The organism is Pseudovibrio sp. POLY-S9, from assembly GCF_001431305.1.
Lineage (GTDB): Bacteria > Pseudomonadota > Alphaproteobacteria > Rhizobiales > Stappiaceae > Pseudovibrio.
On sequence record NZ_LCWX01000234.1, the window covers coordinates 9,987 to 27,621 of the forward strand.

The 17,635-nt window shown below is 50.2% G+C and carries 20 protein-coding genes; 12 read left to right on the top strand and 8 right to left on the bottom strand.

Going from position 1 to position 17,635, the window contains the following annotated elements; all coding sequences use genetic code 11:
* Positions 1-111 precede the first annotated feature (111 nt).
* Positions 112-507: a VOC family protein gene (locus PPL9_RS24080; protein ID WP_057465103.1), complete on the top strand. Its 396-nt coding sequence runs from the start codon at positions 112-114 to the stop codon at positions 505-507.
* Between the two features lie 12 nt (positions 508-519).
* Here the strand turns inward: PPL9_RS24080 and PPL9_RS24085 are convergent, their stop codons facing one another.
* Positions 520-1,443 (bottom strand): NAD-dependent epimerase/dehydratase family protein, encoded by a 924-nt coding sequence (locus PPL9_RS24085; protein WP_082597085.1) that lies wholly within the window; start codon positions 1,441-1,443, stop codon positions 520-522.
* A gap of 189 nt (positions 1,444-1,632) precedes the next feature.
* Here PPL9_RS24085 and leuB point away from each other — a divergent pair, with 189 nt between their 5' ends.
* Complete coding sequence (leuB, locus tag PPL9_RS24090) at positions 1,633-2,754, top strand: 3-isopropylmalate dehydrogenase (protein ID WP_057465104.1); 1,122 nt, start codon at positions 1,633-1,635, stop codon at positions 2,752-2,754.
* A 62-nt stretch (positions 2,755-2,816) separates the two neighbouring features.
* Here leuB and PPL9_RS24095 read toward each other — a convergent pair whose 3' ends face one another.
* Entirely contained in the window at positions 2,817-3,941 is a 1,125-nt protein-coding gene (locus PPL9_RS24095; RefSeq protein ID WP_057465105.1) for a choloylglycine hydrolase family protein, read from the bottom strand.
* A 217-nt stretch (positions 3,942-4,158) separates the two neighbouring features.
* Here PPL9_RS24095 and PPL9_RS24100 point away from each other — a divergent pair, with 217 nt between their 5' ends.
* Complete coding sequence (locus PPL9_RS24100) at positions 4,159-4,575, top strand: hypothetical protein (RefSeq protein WP_057465106.1); 417 nt, start codon at positions 4,159-4,161, stop codon at positions 4,573-4,575.
* Between the two features lie 73 nt (positions 4,576-4,648).
* On the top strand, positions 4,649-5,143 hold the full coding sequence (locus PPL9_RS24105) for a hypothetical protein (protein ID WP_057465107.1): 495 nt from the start codon (positions 4,649-4,651) through the stop codon (positions 5,141-5,143).
* An 18-nt stretch (positions 5,144-5,161) separates the two neighbouring features.
* On the opposite strand, the gene PPL9_RS24110 is transcribed toward PPL9_RS24105, so the two are convergent.
* Both PPL9_RS24110 and PPL9_RS24115 read right to left on the bottom strand, forming a co-directional pair.
* Complete coding sequence (locus PPL9_RS24110; RefSeq protein ID WP_057465108.1) at positions 5,162-5,671, bottom strand: N-acetyltransferase; 510 nt, start codon at positions 5,669-5,671, stop codon at positions 5,162-5,164.
* 70 nt (positions 5,672-5,741) lie between these two features.
* A complete protein-coding gene (locus PPL9_RS24115; protein ID WP_208989587.1) occupies positions 5,742-6,239 on the bottom strand; it encodes a hypothetical protein in 498 nt (165 codons plus the stop codon).
* Between the two features lie 119 nt (positions 6,240-6,358).
* On the opposite strand from PPL9_RS24115, the gene PPL9_RS24120 reads away from it, so the two are divergent.
* A complete protein-coding gene (locus PPL9_RS24120) occupies positions 6,359-7,069 on the top strand; it encodes a 2-phosphosulfolactate phosphatase (RefSeq protein ID WP_057465110.1) in 711 nt (236 codons plus the stop codon).
* Between the two features lie 44 nt (positions 7,070-7,113).
* Here PPL9_RS24120 and PPL9_RS24125 read toward each other — a convergent pair whose 3' ends face one another.
* Positions 7,114-7,818, bottom strand: coding sequence for a hypothetical protein (locus PPL9_RS24125; RefSeq protein WP_057465111.1), 705 nt, complete (start codon positions 7,816-7,818; stop codon positions 7,114-7,116).
* A 611-nt stretch (positions 7,819-8,429) separates the two neighbouring features.
* Between PPL9_RS24125 and PPL9_RS24130 the strand changes: the two genes are divergently transcribed.
* The 6 genes from PPL9_RS24130 to PPL9_RS24155 all read left to right on the top strand — a co-directional run bounded on the left by PPL9_RS24130 (position 8,430) and on the right by PPL9_RS24155 (position 14,214).
* Positions 8,430-9,467: an aspartate-semialdehyde dehydrogenase gene (locus PPL9_RS24130; RefSeq protein ID WP_057465112.1), complete on the top strand. Its 1,038-nt coding sequence runs from the start codon at positions 8,430-8,432 to the stop codon at positions 9,465-9,467.
* Positions 9,468-10,009: 542 nt separating this feature from the next.
* On the top strand, positions 10,010-10,597 hold the full coding sequence (locus PPL9_RS33640; RefSeq protein ID WP_208989588.1) for a GNAT family N-acetyltransferase: 588 nt from the start codon (positions 10,010-10,012) through the stop codon (positions 10,595-10,597).
* Between the two features lie 275 nt (positions 10,598-10,872).
* Positions 10,873-11,565 carry a TenA family protein gene (locus tag PPL9_RS24140; RefSeq protein ID WP_057465113.1) on the top strand — a complete coding sequence of 231 codons (693 nt, stop codon included), beginning with the start codon at positions 10,873-10,875 and terminating at the stop codon, positions 11,563-11,565.
* A gap of 371 nt (positions 11,566-11,936) precedes the next feature.
* A complete protein-coding gene (locus PPL9_RS24145; RefSeq protein WP_057465114.1) occupies positions 11,937-12,683 on the top strand; it encodes an amino acid ABC transporter substrate-binding protein in 747 nt (248 codons plus the stop codon).
* Between the two features lie 128 nt (positions 12,684-12,811).
* Entirely contained in the window at positions 12,812-13,486 is a 675-nt protein-coding gene (locus tag PPL9_RS24150; RefSeq protein WP_057465115.1) for an amino acid ABC transporter permease, read from the top strand.
* Positions 13,483-14,214, top strand: coding sequence for an amino acid ABC transporter ATP-binding protein (locus PPL9_RS24155; protein ID WP_057465116.1), 732 nt, complete (start codon positions 13,483-13,485; stop codon positions 14,212-14,214). The genes PPL9_RS24150 and PPL9_RS24155 overlap by 4 nt, the downstream gene beginning before the upstream one ends.
* A gap of 45 nt (positions 14,215-14,259) precedes the next feature.
* On the opposite strand, the gene PPL9_RS24160 is transcribed toward PPL9_RS24155, so the two are convergent.
* Both PPL9_RS24160 and PPL9_RS24165 read right to left on the bottom strand, forming a co-directional pair.
* Positions 14,260-15,210 carry a threonine/serine dehydratase gene (locus PPL9_RS24160; protein ID WP_057465117.1) on the bottom strand — a complete coding sequence of 317 codons (951 nt, stop codon included), beginning with the start codon at positions 15,208-15,210 and terminating at the stop codon, positions 14,260-14,262.
* A 74-nt stretch (positions 15,211-15,284) separates the two neighbouring features.
* On the bottom strand, positions 15,285-16,457 hold the full coding sequence (locus PPL9_RS24165) for a M20 aminoacylase family protein (protein WP_057465118.1): 1,173 nt from the start codon (positions 16,455-16,457) through the stop codon (positions 15,285-15,287).
* A 239-nt stretch (positions 16,458-16,696) separates the two neighbouring features.
* Between PPL9_RS24165 and PPL9_RS24170 the strand changes: the two genes are divergently transcribed.
* The gene (locus PPL9_RS24170) at positions 16,697-17,062 is read left to right on the top strand and encodes a hypothetical protein (RefSeq protein WP_057465119.1); all 366 of its coding nucleotides are present in this window, start codon (positions 16,697-16,699) and stop codon (positions 17,060-17,062) included.
* Positions 17,063-17,077: 15 nt separating this feature from the next.
* Here PPL9_RS24170 and PPL9_RS24175 read toward each other — a convergent pair.
* A partial coding sequence (locus PPL9_RS24175) for a 50S ribosomal protein L11 methyltransferase (RefSeq protein WP_152986818.1) occupies positions 17,078-17,635 on the bottom strand: 558 nt, incomplete at its 5' end.

Below are 17,635 nucleotides of genomic sequence, written 5' to 3' on the forward strand. Positions count from 1 at the left end.
AAGATTTGTGAACTGGTAAAGGGCAGTTCGGATATGTGTCATGTTGCGGTTGACGACGGTGGCTTGTGCGACCTACTCCTCTTGCAGTTAATTCTGCTGAGAGGTCCTTCCATGGCAAAAGCAATTCACATGATGATCCGGGTTCTGGATGAAGAGCGTTCGCTTGCGTTTTATCGTAGGGCGTTTGGTCTGGAAGTTGCCGAGCGGCTGGATTTTGACAGCTTTACGCTGGTTTATCTGCGCAATGCGGAGAATGATTTTGAGGTTGAGCTTACAGTCAACAAAGATCGCAGCGAGCCATACTCATTAGGTGACGGGTACGGGCACATCGCGTTCTGTGTGGATGGGCTGGCTGCTGAACATAAGCGTTTTCAGGAGGAAGGGCTTGCGCCGGAGGACATCAAAGAGTTCTTCGTGGAAGGCAAGTTGCTGGCACGGTTCTTCTTTGTGACTGATCCCGATGGATATCGAATCGAGATGTTGGAGCGGCACGGGCGATACCAATAGCCGCGTCCCAACTTAGTACTCGATCGCCTTTTCAGCCAGTGTAGGAGGGGAGCTTTTGGCGAGCTCCTCTTTGCTGTGACTTTTGAAGGTGTGCGTGAAGCCATCACGTAGTTTGTAATGCGGTTGCCAATCGAAGTTTTCCAGGTATCTGGTCACATCGAGTGCGCAATCGTAATCGCGGAACGGGAAATACTCACGGGCTGGGATGCTGGGCGCCATGTCATTGCCGTAGAGAATTTCTGGTTCGACCTCTGCAATATCGCAGAGCATCTTCACCCATTTTTCGATGGTGAGGATGTGCGGGTCAGCCAGATTGATAGCTTCGGTCGGCATGGCATGCATAGCCAGCAGATAGAGGATAAAGCTTGCGAGATCTTCTTCGTGCAAAAACTGCAGTTTAGTCTGGCCATCACCGGGCAGGATGATCGGGCGTTCTGTTAAAGCACGCGCCCAGACAAATTGCTCTCGGTCGATATCATTGTTGGGGCCATATAGATAAGGCGGGCGGATGGCGACGGCTGGTGTGTGTTCCTGATTTAGCAGGAAGTGGTCTGCTTCAGATTTATCTCTGCCATAAACACCCCAAACGGAAGCTCCGCCGATCAGGTCTTTCTCGCTCGGTAAGTGCCCTTTGGTTTCTTTGTAAACCGCTGCGCTGGAGAGATGAATCCACTTTTTGGCATGAATGCCGAAGGTGTTGAATGCGACCCTCGACTGCTCTCGCGTATAAGCGCTTGTATCGATTACTGCTTCGAATTTATCAGTGATCTGCTGCATGGCAAAAGGATCGTTTCTGTCTGCAACCAACTGCTTGGTTCCCGGAACCGGGCGTGTGCCTCTGTTGAGCAGGGTTACATTATATCCCTTCGAAAGTAAGGCCGGGATGAGAGATGCACCCACAAAGCCCGATCCACCTATGACTAACAAGTTATGCATATTTTGCAGTGCCTTAGAACTGTCCACTCTCAGTTTCAAAAATCTAGCATAGTGGGATTAAAGAAACCTGTCTGCTTGGCAATAGTTGAGCACCCATCCATTTTCGTTGAAATATTGAACCTTGCAATGAGTGAGGCGAGGCGGCACAAATGGTCAACTTCAATTTGCAGAAAACGGGGATATTGACCCATGGCATCCAACAAGCTCTTGCTTCTTCCTGGTGATGGAATTGGTCCTGAAATCATGGAGGAGGTGAAAAAGGTTATCGCCTGGCTCAACGAGCAGGGTGAAGATACTTACGAGTATGATGAAGGCCTTGTTGGTGGCAGTGCCTACGATGCACACGGCGTTTCCATCTCTGAAGAAGATATGGCGAAAGCACAGGCAGCTGATGCTGTTATCTTCGGTGCTGTTGGCGGCCCTAAATGGGACGACGTGCCTTATGAGGTTCGCCCGGAAGCTGGCCTGCTGCGTCTGCGTAAAGACCTTGGTTTGTTTGCGAACCTTCGCCCTGCGATTTGCTATCCAGCGCTGGCGGACGCGTCTTCTTTGAAGCCGGAGGTCATTGAAGGATTGGATATTCTGATCGTTCGCGAACTGACCGGTGGTGTTTACTTCGGTGAGCCGAAAGAGATCATTGATCTGGACAACGGCCAGAAGCGCGGTATCGACACGCAGGTTTACGACAGCTACGAAATTGAGCGTATTGCTGGCGTTGCATTTGATCTTGCGCGCACCCGTGACAACAAAGTTTGTTCCATGGAAAAGCGCAATGTGATGAAATCCGGCGTGCTTTGGAACGAAGTTGTGACTGCCACTCACAAAGCAAATTACGCAGATGTTGAGCTGGACCACATGCTGGCAGACGCTGGCGGCATGCAGCTGGTGCGTTGGCCAAAGCAGTTTGACGTTATTGTAACCGACAACCTGTTTGGTGACATGCTGTCTGATGTTGCGGCGATGCTGACTGGTTCTCTGGGTATGCTGCCGTCTGCTTCTCTTGGTGCGCCTGATGACGCAACCGGTAAGCGCAAAGCCCTTTATGAGCCAGTGCACGGTTCTGCTCCTGACATCTCTGGCACAGGTGCTGCTAACCCAATTGCAATGATCGCAAGTTTTGCAATGGCGCTGCGCTACTCTTTCCAGAAGATTGCAGAGGCCGACATGGTTGAAAAAGCAATCTCCAACGCACTGGACAAAGGTCTGCGCACAAAAGACATCGCGAAGGATGGTGAAGCCACCATCACCACCGCACAGATGGGTGATGCCATTGTTGCCGAGCTGACTGCTCTTGCAGGTGTTTCAGCATAAGCTGGCAGTTCAGAGTTTAAAGATTTGAAACAGGGCTTCCGTTGGTTCGGGAGCCCTGTTTTTTATTGCATAGGTGGAAGCAGCGGCTGTGTGGGTTTGGGACTTGGCAGATTCACGAACTGTATCTGTGACCCTGTGACATCGAAGTCTTCAAAACTCACGCCATGCAGCGTTGGGTTCTCGTAGGTTTTGATGAAGTACTTTCTGTTTTCAATGTCAGCAATGGTCGACCACTGGGTGTAGTCGTTGGCTTCCTGTTCCTGCTCAACTGGCGAAATTGCAGGCCTTACAAACCCTTTTGGAATGTCGAAGTTGTTGAGCACGTGCTCCATAGTGACAAGCCGGTTCTTGTTTAACTCAGCAGCATCAATGGTGGAGATTAAACCCAGAGCGCGGATAAACCGGGAAGGTGGAGTTGGGTCACCCGGGATGCCAAGCAAGCCAGACCCCTGACCGAAGGGGGTTAGTTCCTGTCCCATGATCTCAGTAGAGCCAATGTTGAATGGAGAGAGGAACAGGTAGTTGCGGATGTTCTGGACATGCCACTCGAAGTCTGGCGAGTTGGTGAGCACGGTGTAAGGATTGTCGTAGACTTTCAACTCGCCATTTATGGGCTCGATGACGATGGAAAAGCCAGCTGCATCATGCAGGGTGTAGTGAAGCGGCGGGATCTCATCCATGCTCTCGTAGAAGGTTCCGACTAATGTGACCTGATCCAGATTGACTTTGATTTCTTCGACTGTTTTGAAGGTTGAAAGCATCCAGACGAGGAAGTCTACCTGATTGATTTCCTTAGCGCGCTGCGCTTCATCATCTGACGGGTTTTTGTAGGCTGCAGAGCCGGGGAAGTAGAGGGCGCCACCGGACAGACCGTATTCATTCATGCCATCAACCAAGGCGGGGCTGTCGAAGATGCTGGCGCCAATCACAGCAATTTTGCCGGTCCAGCTGTGGCCCGCTTCATCATTGATTTGAGATTGGAACTTGTAACCGCGTGGGATGAGCCCAATTTTAGTGGGGATCTGCTTGCCGAACTCCATCGTGCGGCCATACATTTTGATGTTGTCGACGGTGGACAGGACAAAGCTGGTGCAGGCATTTGCGGCTATTGGCTGAAGAACAAAAGCGAGTAGGGCTAAGCTGATCTTGAACAAGGCAATCGGGTGGATGGCAAAGCGCTTGAGCATGAGGCCTCCGGAGTGAGTTCTTTTGCTTGTGATTGTCAGCGAAGAGCGCAAAAGTTCCGTTAGATGTACCTGCTGCTTTAAGATTGGTTTTTTGGAAGTTTGGCCACTGGATGTTAATCACGGGAGTTAGCCGTGTGATTTGGTTGCGCGAAAAAACCCTGTGCGGCATAAGCCTGAGCCAAGACAAATTTTGAGAAGCATTGCTGAAAGACAGAGCATGGATGAACGTTTAAGACCCTTCCTCGGAACCTGGATTCTGGATCCTGACGCCTCAAACTATGAGCAGGGTTCTGTGCCTTGGGGTGGCAGTTTGAAAATTGTCGAGAAGAATGGCGAGGTCGGTTTCTTCATGAAAACCGTTGAAGGTGAAGGCGAGACTGTTGAGGCCAACTTCTCAGGCATTCCTGATGGGGAAGATCGTCCTATGCCGCAAAACCCGTTTGCGGATACGCTTTCCCTCTCTTTGAACACGGATGGAGATCTGGTTTCTGAAGCAAAGCGCGGCGGCCTGAGCATTATGGTTGCCAAGCGCGAGCTGAACGAAGACGGTTCTCAGCTCACGGTTTATCAAACTGTACACCTGTTGGATGCCGGTTCGTTTACCAACGAAGCGGTCTATATGAGAGCACAGTGAGTGGTTTAAACCTGCATTAGCTTGTCTTTGTTGAACTTGGTTGTGTGATTTAAAAAAGTAACAGGACACAACCATGTTCAATCGAAATCGGCTTGCCGGAGCCTGCGCAATACTGGCGGTTTGTGGTGCGTCGAGCGCTAATGCCCTGGTGTTTGATGGCATTCCTTACATGGATGACCGCAGCACACCCCAAGCGGTGATTGAAAGCTATTATAACGCTATCAACCGCAAAGAGTATGTGCAGGCGTATAGCTACTTCAACACCCCACCTAAGAACTTTGAGGAGTGGAAGGAAGGGTTTCGAACAACGGAGTCCGTGCAGCTGCGCTATGGGTCTACCCAACCAGATGCAGGCATGAGCCAGCTCTATTGGCCGCTTCCGGTAGCGATCGAAACGCACCTTTCCGACGGCACTTCTCAGGTTTATGCGGGCTGTTATGTCCTACATATGGTGGTACCGGGCACGATTACCGATCCGCCTTACTCACCCATTGCGATTAACAAGGCTGAGTTGAAGCCAACGGATAAGCCTTTGAGCCAGGCCTTGCCCGATAAATGTGATGAGTAGCCGTAATTCTTCATCATATTAGCTTGCTGCGAAGGCAGCGGAATAATCGACGGTGCCTGTTGGTGTCTCTGCCTCAAAGGTGTGCTGCAGAAAGTACTGCGCTGGCACGCCGGGGAAGATGAGGCCTTTTGTCTGCTGAAAGCCGAAGCGGCTGTAATAGTCCGGCTCCCCAAGCAAAACGACACCTTTGGCACCAATCTGCTTGATTTGCTGCATTCCTTCCATGATCAGGGCTGAGCCAAAGCCCTTGCCTTGATGTTTCGGAGCAATGGCCACTGGGCCAAGGCCATACCAACCTTTGTCCTCACCATCGATTGTTACAGGAGAGAAAGCGATATGACCTACCATACCTCCAGCTTGCCCTCCGATGAGTGACAATGTCAGCTCACCGTTGGCACGCAACTGGTCGATGATCAGGTGCTCTGTTGGCTTTGCGCCGGGTTCATGGCGTGGGTGGTTTTCGAAAGCTGCATAAACGAGATTGCGGATTGCTTCGACATCAGATGGTAGCTCTGTGCGGATGATCATCGGTTTTGTCCGTTCTGTTTAGCTTAGCTTTTGTGCCACGAAGAATAGGAAAGCTCACTGACTTATCGGACTAGAGATACCCGAACATTCTCCCGCAGATCAGGACACCGAGCCAGCTGAACAGCGAGATGAAGCCAGCGGATTTGAAGCGGGAGATGGTTCCGCGGGAGTCGACTTGTGCCAGATAGCGCCATGGTTTGTTGAAGCGCAGGAACAATGCGTTGAGCAGGGCGAGTGTGAAAAAGCCCGACTTAGCCCAGAATATGGGCGCGTTGACGTATACTTGCGCTTTGACTGAAAGCAGGAAGATGCCAGTCGTGATCGCGATCAGGCCGCCCAGAAGAGCAATGCGGGTGAGGGGGCGTGCAAGGTCGTACAATGGTATGGACCGCCACATGCCCATCATGCGCAGGTCAAGCGGGACGAGGGAACCGAATAGCATGGCCAGCCCGACGATGTGGCCTGTGTTGATTGCCGGATAGACCCACCATGCATACTTGAAGACCTCTGGCAGCTGAGAGCGTTCGAGATCGACAGCAAGTGCTTGCAATTGAGAAAGGAGGTCCATCATTATTCCGTTGTGACTTTTGATCGCTCTGTTCAAACTGAGTGCAGACGCGATACCATGCAAGGATTGATTGGCCCACTTTTTCCGGTGCCCACGGTTTTATCATTTTGAGGTTGTTTATGGCTGACTTTGTGCATTTGGAATGGGGACGGAACGCAAGCAGTGATGGCTTTGCTGTGGCTGTGATTGTTGATTGCCTGAGCTTCTCGACAGCGACTTCTGTTGCTTGTGGCAGAGGAGCGAGGGTGGTGCCCGTTGCTGATCGCTATGAGGGGAAAGCGCTGGCCGATGAGATCGGCGGCGTTTGTGCAGGGAAGCGCCGGGAGGATGGTTACTCATTGTCTCCACCAACGCTCATGGGGCTGTCGGCTAGCGATGTGTTGGTGTTGCCCATCCCCAACGGTGCGACGCTTTCTGCTTTGCCAAGAGAAGGGCGGGTGTTTGCTGCTGCACTTCGGAATGCAGCAGCGGTGGCGGCTTATCTTAAGGTGATTTCAGGCAAAGTCTTGTTGGTTGCCGCGGGTGAGAAGTGGCCGGATGGCAGTTTGCGGCCTGCCTTCGAGGATCAACTGGCCTGCGGTGCACTTGCGCATATGCTGGACTGCCCGATGTCGCCAGAAGCCTCGATTGCTCGGGCGGGTTATCTTTCGTGTGCTGATGATTTGCTCGGTATGCTAAAGGGCTGCGTGAGTGGGCAGGAACTGACACACTATGGCTATGCGGCTGATGTGGACTGGGCAGCTGAACTGGATTCGGAAAGCTGCGTGCCTGAACTGCGGCAAATTGAGCTTGGCGGGCGCTTGGTGAATGCGTTTGGAGATGTGGTTTAGAGGCATCCATGGATGCCTCTAAAATCGGCTGATGAATGAAGCGTTTATTTTGGCTCGAAGTCGATTGTACCGATTACATCGGAGCCTTTTGTGAAGAGATATTGAGCACCAGCATCTGAAAGTTTTACCTTGATGTTAGCGCGTTTCGTCATCGCAAGATTTACTAAAACATTTCCGTATGGAGTTCCGTTTACGAAGAAGTTGCTGCCACTAAACGTGATTTTCTGGGGCATGTCATTATGAAGTTCGAGTGTGATTCCTGCCCCGTCTTTGGACATTTTTGAGCCAGGGAGTGCATTGTCGAGTTCTTTTGCAAAATAATCGTAGCTTGCGCCTTTGATGAACATGACCTTCTTTATATTTGGGATTTCTTGCTCGTAAGCCACGAGCAGCCCATATGCTCCCTTAAACTCGCTTGAGCCGATTTTGTCTTCCCATGAGCCGACATAAGCGGGCACGCTTGCACTAAATGTGACTGTACGATCGATGCCGTCTGGCGCTTTTGCGCAACCTTTGAACTCTGCGTTTTGAAATGAGCGTTGGACCGCTGGTTCTACCTTGCCGCGAATTTTCTCACAGTCGTCTTCTGAGAATGTTCCTTTGCCCACGAGCGTGACCGGAGCGAGGATTGGTTTGCCTTCTGTGTCTTTCGTCAAGTCACTCGCATATAGGCTAACTTCAGTCTCGTAGTTACACGCGGTTACAGTCAGGCCAATAATCAAGGCTGATAAAATCTTAGAGTACTTCATTGTTTTTCTGCGTCGCCAGTTGTAGTTTAGATTTGCTCATGACTATGCAGCTCAAGAGCAAGCGATCCGGAAGATTAAATTGTGTTTAAAATATTATTAGTTGCTGCATGTGATGTGTGCAAGTAATGGTTGATGCGACTTTTAGGACAGCTCCAGATTACATCTGCGGCGCAGATAGCGCTCATTTTTGAGATTATGTCAGTCTTACTTCGGTGATTGTTAAGTGTTTCTCTGAAAACTGGCTGAAATCCTTGGTTTCCCTGTGTGCTGGGGTGACAGATGATTGCGTACTTTAATTTGCGTGAGATATGCCTGTTGACAAATGATGTGGTTATAGGCAGTTTCTGCGCGATCAATTTTGAAGGTAGTGTTTAGCAGCATGATGTTTGCGATGACCAACATGAAGACAACCATGAAACGTGCGATGACCGCGCGCATGGCTTCTGTTGCGCTTAAAACGACTACCAAGACAATCACCACGAAAACGACAAAGACCACCGTCTAAGGTGCCTCTCTTTCCCGCGCTCTCCCCGGGACGGAGGGCGCCAGAGGGCTCACCGGGCGCAGTCAGCCTCCGGAAGCCAGCGGGGGAGACGAAGAGGACAAAACCAATGGGTTATAAGATTGCGATTGCAGGTGCTACCGGCAATGTGGGTGCGGAAATGCTGGATATTCTGGCAGAGCGTGGTTTCCCTGCTGATGAAGTGATTGCATTGGCATCTCGCCGCTCTCAGGGCAAAGAAATCTCCTTTGGTGACAAGACGCTGAAAGTTAAAGCGATGGAGAATTTTGATTTCTCCGATGTTGATATCTGCCTCATGTCTGCTGGCGGTACTATCGCGAAAGAGTGGGCTCCCAAGATTGCTGCCAAGGGCTGTGTTGTCATCGATAACTCTTCTGCATGGCGTTATGATCAGGATGTTCCGCTGATCGTGCCTGAAGTGAATGCTGATGATATTGTTGACTTCAAAAAGAAGAACATCATCGCGAACCCGAATTGCTCCACTGCACAGCTGGTTGTTGCTCTTAAGCCAATTCACGAAAAAGCTGGTATCAAGCGCCTCGTTGTCTCCACTTACCAGTCCGTTTCTGGTGGTGGTAAAGATGCGATGGACGAATTGTTCAACCAGACCCGCGCTGTTTTCGTAAACGACCCGATTGAGCCTCAGCAGTTTACCAAACGCATTGCGTTTAATGTGATCCCGCACATCGATGAATTCATGGAAGATGGATACACTAAGGAAGAGTGGAAGGTTCTGGCTGAGACCAAGAAGATGCTCGACCCTACCATCAAAGTGACTTGTACAGCTGTTCGTGTGCCTGTGTTTGTTGGGCATGCCGAGTCCGTGAATATGGAACTGGACAGTCCACTTTCTCCTGAAGAAGCTCAGGACCTGCTGCGTGAAGCGCCGGGCATTCTGGTTGTCGATAAGCGTGAAGACGGCGGCTATGTCACTCCTTACGAGTGTGCAGGCGAAGATGCGACTTACGTTTCCCGTATCCGTGAAGACGCGACCGTTGAGAACGGCCTGAACATGTGGGTTGTTTCCGATAACCTACGTAAAGGTGCTGCGCTGAACACAGTTCAGATTGCTGAGGTTCTGGTGAACCGCGGCCTGATTAAGCCAAAAGCAGAAGCTGCTGCATAAGCTTTCAGCAACTGATGAGATTAGGAAGGGCACCTTTTTAGGTGCCCTTTTTCGTTAGAGGTGAAAGAGGATTACTGCTTCATTCGGAGAGAATGAGAATGCTCTGGTCACAAAACTTATCCCCCTGCTGAATTTCTCCCATACTGTGAACCTATGCCTACTTAACGGGCTGCTGGCGGAGCGACCGTCAGTTTGTCGTAGGCTGGGTTGGGCTGTTGGAAGACGTAACGCACCTTTCAGTGGTCCGGTGAACCGAACTTCAAACGTGACCGCATGGTTTGAGGGGAAGGGCCCAGGACTATAGGGTATCACGCGGTGACAGGTGCAGATGTACCGGCAGTAAAACCTGCTTTTGCAGATGTGTTTGTCAAAGACGGAGGAACTGTTTGGGCATGGAAACGTGTCTGGATAAGCCACTTTCTTTCCGGGAAACCGGCTATCGTGCCTTATAGGCAAAAGAGGCGACGTAGTTCATTACAAGAAAGCCCGGGCAAGGTGCGTAGCCAATGCCGAAGACTCATTACTAACAAATAGCGCAGGCATTGCCTGCCGCCTTGCTCATCCCGACTTCCGGGAATTCTGGTTCAACACTGCATGGGATGCCATGTGGTGCTATTGGTGTTCGCGGGAATACTTTACGTAAAGGTTATGCTAGGTTTTTCCCGAATTATGGGGGGAATATGCAGACACTTGAAATTAGAGCAGCGCAGTATGAAGAGTTGCCTGAGGTCGCTCGCATGTATCGGTATTCGCGAGACCGATGCCTTTCATTTATACCTAGACTGCACACGCCAGAAGAAGATCTTTGGTTCTTTCAGAATATTGTTTTTAAAGAGAATGAACTGACAATAGTCATGGGAGATGAGCAAATCACAGGTATGATGGCCACCAAAGATGACTGGGTAGAACAGCTTTATCTGGATCCGCGGCACCTGCGGAAGGGCGTTGGTACAAAGCTCTTAAACCAAGCAAAAGCTCACTCTTCCGGAAATCTGAAGCTTATGTGCTTTGTTGAGAATGTGGATGCGAGAGCATTTTACGAAGTGCATGGGTTTAAGGAAGTGAAGCGGACAAGCGGTTCAGAGAATGAAGAAGGTGCACCAGATATTTTGTATGAGTGGAAGGCTTAGCTTTCCCGCCAAAGTAGAGGGTGCAGTGTGGTGCAGTACGACGGGCGCGAGATGATACCCCTAAAATTGCAGGGGGCATATACGGTGATTTCCGTCTAGTGCAGCGTAACTCTGAGTGGCATTGTTCGAAGTAGATGTAAGCCAGAGCACTTTGCGTTTCTCAAGATTGACGCTTCCTGCTCTTAGCGTTTTTGCCATGCGTGTCCTTTTTGGGAATATCCGAACCACTTTTAGGAGGATGCGCTTCAGGACAATGTGTTGGGAGGCACACGAGAATGCTGAACACTGCAAGTTATGCCAACTACAAGATCACTCATACAGATGAGACCTTTACGGATTGGCTTGTGAAATCTGCAGGACCTGCTTGGAATAAGGCGATCAATCACCCGTTTACCAGTGCTGTTGGTAACGACACAGTGAGTGCCGAGGTGTTCACCCGTTACTTGTTGGAGGATTACCACTACATTCAGGACTTGGCATCTGCGCTTGGATTCCTGATTGCCAAGGCGCCGACAATGGCTGCTAAAGCACGGTTGTCTGGCTTTGCGCAGCAACTGACTTCTAATGAACTGGGCTATTTTCAGCGCACCTTTAAAGAACTGGGCATCGCGCCTGAGGTTTATGAAGCTGCCAAGCCCAATACGATTACCCGGGCAATTGGCGCAACGCTGTTGTCGACAGCTGGCAAAGGTCACTACGTTGATGGCATGGCAACATTGCTGGCTTCGGAGTGGATCTATCGCGAATGGGGGCATCGGGAAGCTGCCAAGCCACGACCTGAGCGGTTCTACCTTGCTGAGTGGGTTGCGTTTCTGGCGACCGATGAGTTTGGAGAGTTCATTGAGTGGATTAAGCGGGAAGTGAACTCGATTGGCGAAGAGGAACGCGTGAAGCGCCAAAGCGAGATCTCAGAGAGCTTTACTCATATGTGTGAGCTTGAAGCAGAGTTCTTCGATATGGTGAGCTGACAAAACGCTTCAGATCTGAACCAGAAATGCTCTCTGTTTCACGGGGAGCATTTTTTTTCAAAGGGGGAGGTCCCTAGTTATACGTATTGGCTAAAAACTAGGGGTAACTGCACGTTTTACCTGTAACATCTCCGTGATATTGCTGGAAAATTGCAGAAAATGACAAGGTGTTCTCAAATGAGATTTTGTCTCGGTACGCCTTATAGGAAGTATTTTTTATGTATGTGAGATTCTGTGGTATCTTATTCTAATAAATTCCAGTATTGGTAGTTTATTTGATTTAAATAAGCTCACAGCTTCGCTAATTGTAGAAAATTTTCCTCATTCTGATAGAACGAGCTCAACAAAATAATAGTAATCAGGAATAGATTATGTTCTCTCGTTCTACTGTTGCTGCACTTGCCCTTCTCGTGGCTGTTCCTGCTCAGGCTGAAACAATCCGTGTGGGCATGTCTGGTGGGTATTTCCCATTCACATTTGTTAAGCAAGATGTTTTGCAGGGCTTTGAAGTTGACGTTGCTCGCGCAATTGCTAAGCAGACTGGTGATGAAGTTGAATTCGTTACCATGAGCTTCTCCGGCCTGATTGGTGCTTTGGAAGCTGGTCGCATTGATACTATTGCAAACCAGATCACCATTACACCTGAGCGTGAAGCCAAGTTCACTTTCTCCCAGCCATACGTTTATGACGGTGCGCAGGTTGTTGTAAAAGCTGGCAACGAAGAAATCGGTGGCGTTGAAGACCTCAAAGGCAAAAGCGTTGCTGTAAACCTTGGTTCCAACTTCGAAGAGCTTCTGCGCGGTTTGCCGTTTGCTGATGAAATTGACATCCGCACCTATGAAAGCAATCTGGCTCAGGATACCGCACTTGGCCGTGTTGATGCGTTTATTCATGACCGCATCAGTGCAACTCAGGTGATCAAAGAAACTCCGTTGCCGCTGGCGCTGGCTGGTGCCCCATTCTCTGAAATTCGCAACGCAATGCCGTTCCGTACTGATGAAGATGGTAAAGCTTTGGCTGCTAAGGTAGACGTTGCAATCGACGAACTGAAGGCTTCAGGCAAGCTGGCTGAGATCTCCGATAAGTGGTTTGGAGCGGACATCACCAAAGCTGACTAAGCTGTCCGTTCAGAATTAGTAAAGCAGTTCGCATCTAAGAATCTTTGGTGGAACTGCTTTTCCTTTTTCATGCCTTCGGGAATTTACTCCCGTCGTTCGAGGGCATGCTCTAATAATAAGAACTGATTATGCGCGCCTTAGATCTGGACTACATGCTCGGCCTTTTGCCGATCCTTTTAAAGTACTTACCCCTAACCTTGGGTATGGCAAGTGTGTCCATGATTTTGGCGCTTATACTTGCATCGCTGTTTGCAATTATCCGCGTGGTGCGCTTTCCTGTCTTGGATGCAATCACGCGGCTCTTTATCAGCTTCTTTCGTGGAACGCCGCTGCTGGTGCAGCTGTTTTTGTTCTACTACGGTTTGCCGCAGCTCTTTTCGTTCCTCACTGCGATTGACGGAGTTTCAGCTGCGATTATCGGTCTGACTCTGCACTTCTCTGCTTACATGGCTGAGAGTATCCGTGCGGCGATCCTGGGTGTTGACCGTAGCCAATGGGAAGCAGCAAAGTCGATTGGTATGTCTACCGGTCAGATGATGCGCCGGATTATTCTGCCGCAAGCAGCGCGTGTTGCTGCGCCAACGCTGATTAACTACTTCATCGATCTGATCAAAAGCACCAGTCTGGCCTTTACGCTTGGTGTGACTGAATTGATGGGTGCTGCGCAGAAAGAAGCAGCAGGAAGCTTCCTGTACTTCGAGACGTTTATTGTCGTTGCCGTTATTTATTGGGCTGTGGTTGAGAGCCTTGCTTTCGTTCAGACCCAAATTGAAAACCGACTTTCAAAGGCTGTTTCCAGATGATCCAGATCCGCGGGCTCACAAAAATCTATAATGGTGTCCCTGTGTTGAACGGGATCGACCTGGATATCAAAAAAGGCGAACGCATCGCCATTATTGGTCCGTCCGGGACCGGTAAATCCACCTTGCTGCGTTGTCTCAACTTTCTTGAGACGCCAGAACAGGGCGAGTATGTTCTTGATGGCAAGAGCATCGACGTTCGAAAAGCAAATGCTGCGCAGATTAAAGACATGCGTCTGAGAACTGCGTTTGTGTTCCAGAACTACGCCTTGTTTGCCAACAAAACAGCGCGTGAGAATATTGCTGAAGGCTTGATCACCGTTCGCGGTGAAGCCAAGGAGACTGCATTCGAGCGGGCGGATGAAATCCTGCGGGATATTGGTCTGGCAGATAAAACACATGCTTATCCTGCGTCTCTTTCTGGTGGTCAGCAGCAGCGTGTTGGTATTGGCCGGGCGATGGCGAGCAACTCAGAGCTTATGCTGGTTGATGAGCCGACCTCTGCGCTTGATCCTGAGTGGGTTGATGAAGTGCTGCAGCTGCTTACCCGCGTTGCGCAGGCTCATCAGACTATGTTGATTGTGACCCACGAGATGGCGTTTGCAAAAGAGATTGCTGATCGTGTTCTGTTTATGGAAGGCGGGCGCATTGTTGAGCAGGGCCCACCTGAGAAGATCTTCACGAGCCCAGATGATCCAAGAACCCGCAGTTTTCTGCGTAAAGTTCTTTAGAGAATTCCAAGAGCGGTACCTCCCTACGGATGTACCGCTTTTCTTTTATCGGCCAGACAGGGTGTTGTTGACCTGAATGAGTTCAGCGTTACCACCACACAATAGGACACCGATGCGCTCGCCTTCTTCTGGCTTGTATGCACCGGAGATCAGAGCTGCCAGAGCTGTTGCGCCGCCTGGTTCGACGACGAGCTGCATTTCTCTCCAGAGACGGCGTTGCGCAGCGAGAATAGCTTCATCCTCAACAAGGATGGATTCTGCGATGTGGTTTCTTGCGACCTCAAACGGGAAGGTGCCGCATCGCTTTGCTCCAAGTGCGTTGGCCGCGATGCTGTCCAGTTCGACATCAACTGGCTCGCCAGCTTTAAGCGCTGCGTTCATGGAGCAGGAACCAAATGGCTCTATGGCAATGACTTTGGTGGGGCTGTTTGCATAGTAGCTTGCGACACCAGCTGCGAGGCCTCCGCCGCCAACAGCCACAAGGATGGTATCCAGGTCTGAGCTTTGTTCTGCCCATTCTAATGCTACGGTGCCCTGACCGTTGATTGTATCTATGGCGTCGAATGGATGAATATCAATTGCGCCGGTTTGCTGCTGGTAGCTGGTGCAGAGTGCTGCAGCATCCGCATAGGCGGCGCCTTCGACATGGACGTCTGCGCCAAAGCTGCGGATCTTATCGATCTTCGCTGGATTGGAGATCTCAGGGACGAAGATCTTGGCTTTTTTGCCAAGTGCATGGGCTGCACAGGCAACGGCAGCGCCGTGATTGCCACCTGAGGCTGCTGCTATGCCAGCTTCAGGAATTGAGTTGTTTAGTAATGAGTTGAATGCTCCACGTGCTTTGAAAGAACCTGAATGCTGCAGGTGTTCCAGTTTCAAAGAAATAGAGTACTTCAGGCCAAAAGTGCCGTTACCGCTCACAATAGACGGAGTTTTGCGAATGTATTTCTGAATTCGTTTATGAGCGACTTCAATGGCTTGCTTAGATATCTGCACGGTAATGGCCTAAATATTTTATATATAGAGAAGCCCCGGAAAAATCCGAGGCTTCGAAAATTGCAATGTGCACTTTAGGTTGCTGGCATTGCAGTTTCAACCAGTTTAATGAAATAGGAACAGCCATATGGAATAGCTTCGTCGTTGAAGTCATATTTCGGATGGTGCAGTCCTGCAGACTCACCGTTTCCAAGGAAGATGAAAGCACCCGGCTTTTCTTCCAGGTAGTAAGCAAAGTCCTCGCCGCCCATGGTTGGGTCGATGTTTTCATCAACTTTGTCTGCGCTGCCAGCAATTTCAGCAGCGATCTGTGTTGCGAATTTGGTCTGATCCGGATGGTTTGATGTAGATGGGTAGCCATCTGCAAAATCGTAGTCCACGCCTGCGCCGTTGGCGGCACAAACGCCCTCGACAACCTGCTTCACGCGTTGAGCAGCTTGCTTGCGGACAGCCTGATCCAATGTGCGGATGGTACCACCCAGTTTCGCTGTGTCTGGAATGATGTTGTATGCAGTGCCGGCCTGGAAGAAAGTCACAGAGATTACGATAGACTGCAGTGGTCCAACATTGCGGGATGCGATGGACTGCAGCGCAGAGACGATCTGTGAGCCAACCACAACTGGGTCGATTGTGTTGTGTGGGTATGCTGCGTGGCCGCCTACGCCTTTGACTGTGATGGTGAACTCATCGGTGGATGCCATCAGCGGGCCAGAGCGCGTTGCGAAGTGGTCAATCGGAGTGCCTGGCTGGTTATGCAGGCCGTAGATTTCATCAACGTTCCAACGGGTAAACAAGCCGTCGTCCATCATTGCTTTTGCGCCAGCGCCGCCTTCTTCAGCTGGCTGGAACACGAGAATGACTGTGCCGTCGAAGTTGCGGGTTTCGGCAAGATATTTTGCGGTGCCCAACAGCATTGCGGTGTGGCCATCGTGACCACATGCGTGCATGGCGCCTTCGTTTTTGGATGCGTATTCCTTGCCGGTTTCTTCGGCCATTGGAAGGGCATCCATGTCAGCGCGAAGGGCGATGGATTTGCCAGCGCCACCGTTGCGGCCTTTGATAACACCAACTACGCCTGTGCGGCCAACACCTGTGGTGACTTCATCAACGCCGATTTCTTTCAGGATTTCGGCTACTTTTGCTGATGTACGGTGTGTCTCATAAAGAACTTCAGGATGTTCATGAAAATCACGGCGCCAAGCGGTGATTTCATCGTGCATTTCTGCAAGACGATTAATGGTTGGCATCGGAGCGCTCCCTCAAATACTTCGGATTCTTATTGAGATTAGAAAATGAACCTCACTTTGGCCCAGTGCAGTGAAATATTGCAAGAGCAAATCAATTGCAAAAGGGTCAGTTGAGTAAAATTAAATGAACTGCCAATGCCGCTCCTTAACTAACCCAAGGACAGCTTAGTCACGCTAAGTTATTGCTGACGTCAGGTCACATATTGCACGTGGTTCAACTTCAACAGCGGTGAGGCAGTATGGCGATCTATCGGAGTGTTTTTCGGAATGTCACAGAGGAGAAACAGCAATGGATGTTCCTCAACAAAGCCAATCGATACACCAGCCTTTTGCCTGCCAAAGCCGAGTTTGAAACGGGTCCTTTTGATTTTCGACGCAATGTCTCGATCAATCTTCTCGTGAATGGTGGTCTGTTCGGGACCTCTTTGCGTTACAACTCGTTGCGTGACAGCTGGAGTATGTGGCCGCTGACCAGTGACTTCTCGCTTCAGATTGATAAGCGGACTGTGATTGTCGAGTGTGCTTTGACGTCTCCCTATAAAGCCGATGCGAATGTGGAATCGCTTGCTCGGTTCTTCGAGGAAATGAGCCGACCTAGCCGGTGATTGATATTCACCCAATCAAGAAAACGCATAGACGGATGTCTTTTTTGTCTCATTGTCTTCCAGCTCTCGTTGCACCGGAATTTCATAGGTTTGCAGGTGCGTGAGACGTGAGGTTGGAAAATAGGAGCGTCGAGGGTCTCCTACCAAAACCGGAATTGGTTTTTCCTTAGGACTGGAATCCAACCAACTGAGAACTCGTGTGGTCATATCCGGGTCATAAAAGACATCGCCGCAGCAGATCAGGTCGTAATTGCCAAGAGAGCTTATTAAAAGATTTTTAGTGCTGACTTTGATTGTAAACTGGTTCAGCTCTGCGTTGATAAGTGCAGCATCGGAGGCGAACGGATCAATGTCTGCTGCGACAGCTGAGGCTGCTCCGGCTTTCATTGCAGCGATGGCGACAAGGCCTGAGCCGCTGGCGAAGTCGAGGACGTGTTTGCCTTTAACAGTCTCGGGATTGTCGAGAATGTAGCGTGCTAAAGCGTTTCGATCAAAGTTTGAATCTATGAGATTCCCCAAAACTTCGATTTGTGATTCACTCTGTTCGGGAGGATCACAGCATGCCAGCACCAC

What these genes read in the sequence shown, in the direction of transcription:
- PPL9_RS24155 (WP_057465116.1), top strand. Translation starts at nt 13,483, where the DNA reads ATGATCCAGATCCGCGGGCTCACAAAAATCTATAATGGTGTCCCTGTG.
- PPL9_RS24125 (WP_057465111.1), bottom strand. Translation starts at nt 7,818, where the DNA reads ATGAAGTACTCTAAGATTTTATCAGCCTTGATTATTGGCCTGACTGTA.
- PPL9_RS24120 (WP_057465110.1), top strand. Translation starts at nt 6,359, where the DNA reads ATGGCTGACTTTGTGCATTTGGAATGGGGACGGAACGCAAGCAGTGAT.
- PPL9_RS24115 (WP_208989587.1), bottom strand. Translation starts at nt 6,239, where the DNA reads ATGGACCTCCTTTCTCAATTGCAAGCACTTGCTGTCGATCTCGAACGC.
- PPL9_RS24165 (WP_057465118.1), bottom strand. Translation starts at nt 16,457, where the DNA reads ATGCCAACCATTAATCGTCTTGCAGAAATGCACGATGAAATCACCGCT.
- PPL9_RS24085 (WP_082597085.1), bottom strand. Translation starts at nt 1,443, where the DNA reads ATGCATAACTTGTTAGTCATAGGTGGATCGGGCTTTGTGGGTGCATCT.
- leuB (WP_057465104.1), top strand. Translation starts at nt 1,633, where the DNA reads ATGGCATCCAACAAGCTCTTGCTTCTTCCTGGTGATGGAATTGGTCCT.
- PPL9_RS24130 (WP_057465112.1), top strand. Translation starts at nt 8,430, where the DNA reads ATGGGTTATAAGATTGCGATTGCAGGTGCTACCGGCAATGTGGGTGCG.
- PPL9_RS24105 (WP_057465107.1), top strand. Translation starts at nt 4,649, where the DNA reads ATGTTCAATCGAAATCGGCTTGCCGGAGCCTGCGCAATACTGGCGGTT.
- PPL9_RS24100 (WP_057465106.1), top strand. Translation starts at nt 4,159, where the DNA reads ATGGATGAACGTTTAAGACCCTTCCTCGGAACCTGGATTCTGGATCCT.
- PPL9_RS24145 (WP_057465114.1), top strand. Translation starts at nt 11,937, where the DNA reads ATGTTCTCTCGTTCTACTGTTGCTGCACTTGCCCTTCTCGTGGCTGTT.
- PPL9_RS24170 (WP_057465119.1), top strand. Translation starts at nt 16,697, where the DNA reads ATGGCGATCTATCGGAGTGTTTTTCGGAATGTCACAGAGGAGAAACAG.
- PPL9_RS24150 (WP_057465115.1), top strand. Translation starts at nt 12,812, where the DNA reads ATGCGCGCCTTAGATCTGGACTACATGCTCGGCCTTTTGCCGATCCTT.
- PPL9_RS24080 (WP_057465103.1), top strand. Translation starts at nt 112, where the DNA reads ATGGCAAAAGCAATTCACATGATGATCCGGGTTCTGGATGAAGAGCGT.
- PPL9_RS24140 (WP_057465113.1), top strand. Translation starts at nt 10,873, where the DNA reads ATGCTGAACACTGCAAGTTATGCCAACTACAAGATCACTCATACAGAT.
- PPL9_RS24095 (WP_057465105.1), bottom strand. Translation starts at nt 3,941, where the DNA reads ATGCTCAAGCGCTTTGCCATCCACCCGATTGCCTTGTTCAAGATCAGC.
- PPL9_RS24110 (WP_057465108.1), bottom strand. Translation starts at nt 5,671, where the DNA reads ATGATCATCCGCACAGAGCTACCATCTGATGTCGAAGCAATCCGCAAT.